Below are 5,781 nucleotides of genomic sequence, written 5' to 3' on the forward strand. Positions count from 1 at the left end.
AGCTTCGTTGCGTCCGGCGTGTCCAAACTGAAGGTCCGCCACACGGCTGTGACCTGCCGCTTCTCCTCACAGCCAAGACTATGAATCAGCCCTGGGTGGCGCGGTCCGGGCGAAGGTCACCGGCTATCTGACTGCTCGGGCAGAAAAGGCTGCGGCCGAGGTGGCCAGGAAAGCCGAAGAGCAATTCTATAAGCACTACATGTAGCACACAGGGGTTCAAATAGAGTTTGGCGCCCGGTGGATCCCCACCGGGCGCCACAGTCCTTGAGAATGGGGTTATCCAATGGAGCTTCACAGCCAGTTCTTCTGTGGGGTAGCAGTAGGAAGCTTGCTGGCCGCGATCGTGGTCGAGAGGCGTGAAAATAGGGGACTCAAAGCCCTGGGAGCATTGCGGCACCTCATGCTCTATTGCGCCCTGACATTCCTTACGATATATATCGCATTTGGATAATGTCGACCCCTTCGGCGGTCCACCGCCGAGGGAGGACTCGAGGAGACGAGTGCCGCAATACCCAACGGGCGCGACCTGATTCAGAAAGGTAAATTCACTCCCAGGTCGAGATGTCCAATTATCAAGCCTTCCGCTTGAGCACACGAGAATGGTCTTTGCGTAAAAGATTGGCTGCGGGGATTCAGTGCGGGCGATCCCTCACACGATGGCGAAAACCTCAAGGCCTATCTAGAGCTAGGCGTGGGACGCGGTCTGGATGGAGAGATCACAGTCACTCACAACGGCCAATTCTAGCGAGGGCGAAACGAACAGGAGGCCATGGACCTGGCCAAGGAGAATCCCTCATATGGTGACACCCTCCCCACTGTCATGAAGGACCCGCGCTGGCCTGCAGAAGACGGCTGGGTCAAGAAGGAAATGAAGGTGAAGGGGGTTGAAGTCCACTACGTCTACAATGAGAGGACGATGCAGGCTCAAGACTTCAAATTCAAGGACCGTTCCCAATGAGCGAAGCGAGCAACTATATCCCTCCGGATGAGGCGAAGAGTCTTGAGCTCCTTCCGCCTGGAACTCGTGTCACGGTATTCCAAGATCCATCTTGGGCAGGGCCGTGGCAGGCTGAATTCCAGGGGGAAGTCGATGACCTTGAAGCTCCTGAACCTGTGCGGCACGTGATGGCGCAGGATGGTGAAATGGCATACTGGGTGAAATTTGACGAGCCGCAGTATGATAGTGACGGTGATGGACCGTACCGGAAAGCCCAGATTTGGGGCCGGTACCTGAGGCGCGCCCCTAGGGTCTAGCCCAGACCGAAGGTCTGTTGTGAAAGTGCTGGTCGCAGCCACTCTTTGACGGCGGAGACCGGGTGCAGGGCCGAACTCCCCGGACCGATCACGGTCCGGGGAGTCAGCGCCTCGACTTGGTGTTCGAGACCCCCACGCCCAGCTTCAACGTCATCGGCTCCGCCTCGCCGTCGACGCGTTTTCCTCGCTGTGGCCCCTGGCCGGTTCGCCGACCCATTCGCTCTCCGGTAGCGAGTCGCACGTCAGTCAAGTGGGGTACGAAATTCAACAGCAGAGACGCCCACCTGCCTGGAGGCGTAGGAGACCACTCTCCGTACCTTGAATACCGCGTAGCTCCTACGCCCGGCACTCCTGGCGCAGGGCCGCTTCGGGTTGTGCGCGATAACATCACGGGCGAGACGTACTACACGTGGACACACCACGGGGACTCCGGCAAGCCCGCATTTGTGCGAGTCAGGTGAGCATGTGAAGTTTGTGACAGGAATTACAATGCTCTCATCGGATGAAATGGAATCCATCCAGGATGAGGCGGCACGGCAGGAAATCGAGGTTTTCACTCTATCGACTGGCGAAGGGGGCGATCGAGACTCCTTCTTTCGTGCCGCTCGTGAGATTCTTCCGATGGATCCACCGCTAGAGAGTTCAAGGAGCTGGGAAGCGCTTTCCGACTCGTTGTGGGAAGGTCTTTTTGCTCTGAGTTCCTCACAGATCGCTATTATTTGGCGCGATGCGGACCGGCATGCGGAAGTAGCTCTTGGTGACATTCAAACGGCGCAAGCTGTACTCCAGGATGTCGCCGAAATGCTCATGGACCCGCAGGCGACCGGGGGAAATCCGAAGAAATTGTCGATCTTCATCGAGTCCAATACTTAGCGGTGGCGAATATCGTCGAATTTTAGGTAGTTGGGGTCTGCTGGAACATCACGGGCCCCAACTCCCTTTCAGGGATCGTTGATAAGGAGAATTTCAGAGACGTTGCCAATTGGATCCTCTGCGCTCGCGCGCCGACCGACTGAGAAGCAGATACTGAAATTCCCCAACGTGCGGGAATCGAATTATGATCGAGTTCGCTGTCTGGCGCTGAAGTCCAACAGTGGTGACGGCCTTGTAGCGTGCCTCAGTTACAGCATCTGGTCACACCCTAAGGGCTCAGATCATGCAGTTTCCGGTGTCCAGCACCAGGACTCTGTGCTGATCCTCAGGAGCTGGCGAGAAGCCCCGCCGGGGCAATCCGGCGGGGCTCTTTCGCCTCTTGATCACAATGCCAGCGGACAAAATCTTCCTTGGGCCGCGCCCCCGCCCCGGCCGGCCACGCCCCCGGACGGGCTAGGGTCCGTACTACAAGCAGACCGCAGGTCTAGCATCGCCGCGTGCGCTACGAAGACAGATCCCAGCCCTCCGACGCCGCCCCGCCGGCCCGGCCCTGGTATGCGCGGCGGGCCACGCTCGTCGTCGCGGCGGCCGCCGTCGCCCCGACCTGCCTGGCGGGCTGGGTGCTGACCCAGGTCCTCGCCGGGGCCGGGCCCGACGACTCGCGCCCGCCGCGGATCGTGATGCCCCTGTCCGTCCCCTCCCCCGCGCCGAGCCCGGCCCCGAGCCCGGATGCCGCCACCGGCACCGGCCCGAGCACCAGCCCGAGCCCCGGCAGCAGCCCCAGCCCCAGCACCGGGGCCAAGGCCGATCCGCTCACCGGACGTACCGTCGTCATCGACCCCGGCCACAACACCGGCAACTTCCAGCACACCGACGAGATCGACCAGCAGGTCGACATCGGCACCAACCGCAAGGAGTGCGACACCACCGGCACCACCACCAACGACGGTTACATGGAGGCCGAGTTCAGCCTCGACGTCTCCCGCCGGGTCCGCACCCTCCTGGAGGGCCGCGGCGTGAAGGTGCTGCTCACCCACGAGGCCGGCAAGGCCCGCGCCTGGGGCCCCTGCATCGACGAGCGCGCCCGCATCGGCAACGAGGCCCGCGCCGACGCCGTGGTGTCCGTCCACGCGGACGGCGTCTCCGCGGGCAACCGCGGCTTCCACATCATCCTCCCGGCCAAGGTCAAGGGCGGCGGCGCCGACACCGCGAAGATCGTCGGGCCCTCCCGGCAGCTCGGCGAGCGGATCGCCGGGAACTTCGCCCGGACCACCGGCTCCTCCCCCGCCAACTACCTCGGCAGCGGCACCGGTTTGGTCGTACGGGACGATCTCGGCGGACTGAACCTGTCGACCCGCCCCAAGGTGTTCATCGAATGCGGCAACATGCGTGACGCCAAGGACGCGGCGCAGCTGACGAGTCCGGAGTGGCGCCAGAAGGCGGCGCAGGGCATCGCGGACGGCATCGTCGGCTTCCTGGGCGGGTAGTCCCCCCGGGGACAGCCCGCCGCCCCGATCCTCTCGGCCGCGGTAGACCTCCGTACCATGGTGCCGCCCGCGCCACTCCCGTCACGACGCGTGCGACCGCGGCACCACGAGACGACCGAGACCGAGAAGGACACCTAACACGTGAACATCCGCTCCCTCACTCGAGGCGACGGCGTGGTGATCGGAGCAGCGGCGCTGCTGTTCATCGCCTCGTTCCTCGATTTCTACTCCGCGACCGGCCTCGACCTGCCGAGCGTGTGGGACACCGACGTGTACCGTCTGGCGCTCCCCAGCATCTTCCTGCTCGCCTTCATCGCCGCCGGCCTGCTGATCGCGGCCCGCTTCCAGCCCGAGGGGCGTCAGCTCCTGGGGCTGCCGCTGCGCGCCTGGGGCACCGTGCTGGCCGTCGCGGCCGCGTGGTCCTCGCTGTGGTCGCTGATCACGAGCCCGAGCGGGGCCGACCTGGGCGCCGGCTGCATCATCGCGTTCCTGGCCACGCTCGCCATGGCCGGCGTGACCCTGTTCGGCTCGAAGGTCCCGGCGCTGGCCGGTTCCCTGGTGCCCGAGCCGAAGCCGGCCGTCGCGGCTGCCCCGCCGTACGGCGGCCAGCCGCAGCCGGGTGCCGGGTACGGCTACCCGGGCGCCCAGCAGCAGCCGTACGGGGCCACCCCGCAGCCGGTCCCGCCCTACGGCGGCAACCCGCAGGACGCCTCGGCCGCCCCGGGCCCGGACTTCGGCGCCGTCCAGCCGGACGCCGCCCAGGCCCCGGCGGCGGACTTCACCCCGTTCTGGTTCGCGGTCCCGGTGGCCCGCCCCCTCTTCGCCGAGGACGGCTCCCCCACCCCGATCGCCGAACTCGCCCCGGGCACCTGGTACCTGGCCGTGGAGCAGCGCGGCCCGGCCACGCTGATCGCGCAGACCCAGGACGGCCGCCGCGGCGTCCTGAACGACACCTCGGGCATCCAGCGCGGCTGATCCCGCCCTCTCGTACGGCCGACGGCCCCCCACCCTTCCGGGTGGGGGGCCGTTGCCCTACAGTCACCTGACGCACCGTCAGTTATGGCATCGCGGAGGGACGTACATGCGCCTCGGACTCGCACTCGGCTACTGGGGCCGCGGCCCCCAGCCCGCCCACCTCGACCTCGCCGCCGAGGCCGAGAACCTCGGCTACGACTCGGTGTGGACCGCCGAGGCCTGGGGCTCGGACGCCTTCACCCCGCTCACCTGGATCGCCGCCCACACCTCGCGCATCCGGCTCGGCACCGCCATCGCGCAGATGGCCGCCCGCACCCCCACGGCCACCGCCATGCACGCCCTCACCCTGGACCACCTCTCCGGCGGCCGGATGATGCTGGGCCTGGGCCTGTCCGGACCGCAGGTGGTAGAGGGCTGGTACGGGCGCCCCTTCCCCGCGAGCCCGCTCACCGCGACCCGCGAGTACGTCGACGTCATCCGCCAGGTGCTGCGCCGCGAAGCGCCCGTCGCGCTCGACGGCCGCTTCCACAGCCACCCGTACCGCGGCGCGGACGGCACCGGGATCGGCAAGGCGCTGAAGCCGATCACGCACCCGCTGCGGGCGGACCTGCCGCTCCTGCTGGGCGCCGAGGGGCCGAAGAACATCGCCCAGACGACCCGGATCGCGGACGGCTGGCTCCCCCTGTACTGGTCGCCGACCCGTACGGACGTCTACCGGGCCTCCCTGGCCGACCTCCCCGAGGGCTTCATGATCGCCCCGATGGCGCGGGCCAAGGTCTGCGACGACGTCGCCGAGGGGCTGCTCCCCGTCAAGGCCATGCTCGGCTTCTACATCGGCGGCATGGGCCACGCCGCCCGCAACTTCCACGCCGACCTCATGGGGCGGATGGGCTACGAGGAGGAGGCGCACCGCATCCAGGAGCTGTTCCTGGCGGGGCGCAAGGAGGAGGCCGTCCTCGCCGTCCCGGACGCGTTCGCCGACGAGATCTCCCTGGTCGGCCCCCGGGAGCGGATCGCGGAGCGCCTGGAACTGTGGCGCAAGGGCCCGGTCACCGACCTGCTCGTCACCGCCCCGGACCCGCACACCCTGCGGGTCCTGGCGGAACTCAACAGGCCGAGGACGCGGTGCAGGACACCTACATCCGCGCCTGGCGCAGCTACGACAAGTTCGAGGGCCGCTCCTCGCTGCGCT

Annotated in this window: 5 protein-coding genes and 1 pseudogene; all 6 read left to right on the forward strand. The window is 66.5% G+C overall.

Annotation, left to right across the window (positions count from 1 at the left end; translation table 11 throughout):
• The first annotated feature begins 769 nt into the window (after nucleotides 1–769).
• A complete protein-coding gene (locus AB0M99_RS37355) occupies nucleotides 770–958 on the forward strand; it encodes a hypothetical protein (RefSeq protein ID WP_365928663.1) in 189 nt (62 codons plus the stop codon).
• Between the two features lie 803 nt (nucleotides 959–1,761).
• Complete coding sequence (locus tag AB0M99_RS37360; RefSeq protein WP_365928665.1) at nucleotides 1,762–2,127, forward strand: barstar family protein; 366 nt, start codon at nucleotides 1,762–1,764, stop codon at nucleotides 2,125–2,127.
• Between the two features lie 497 nt (nucleotides 2,128–2,624).
• On the forward strand, nucleotides 2,625–3,614 hold the full coding sequence (locus tag AB0M99_RS37365; RefSeq protein WP_365928667.1) for an N-acetylmuramoyl-L-alanine amidase: 990 nt from the start codon (nucleotides 2,625–2,627) through the stop codon (nucleotides 3,612–3,614).
• 141 nt (nucleotides 3,615–3,755) lie between these two features.
• Nucleotides 3,756–4,589: a hypothetical protein gene (locus AB0M99_RS37370; RefSeq protein ID WP_365928669.1), complete on the forward strand. Its 834-nt coding sequence runs from the start codon at nucleotides 3,756–3,758 to the stop codon at nucleotides 4,587–4,589.
• Nucleotides 4,590–4,695: 106 nt separating this feature from the next.
• Nucleotides 4,696–5,700, forward strand: a pseudogene (locus AB0M99_RS37375) (LLM class F420-dependent oxidoreductase); the annotation flags it as partial.
• A gap of 14 nt (nucleotides 5,701–5,714) precedes the next feature.
• The coding region (locus AB0M99_RS37380; protein ID WP_365928671.1) for a hypothetical protein at nucleotides 5,715–5,781 on the forward strand (67 nt) is incomplete at its 3' end.

It is taken from the genome of Streptomyces sp. NPDC051183, assembly GCF_040682455.1.
GTDB lineage: Bacteria > Actinomycetota > Actinomycetes > Streptomycetales > Streptomycetaceae > Streptomyces.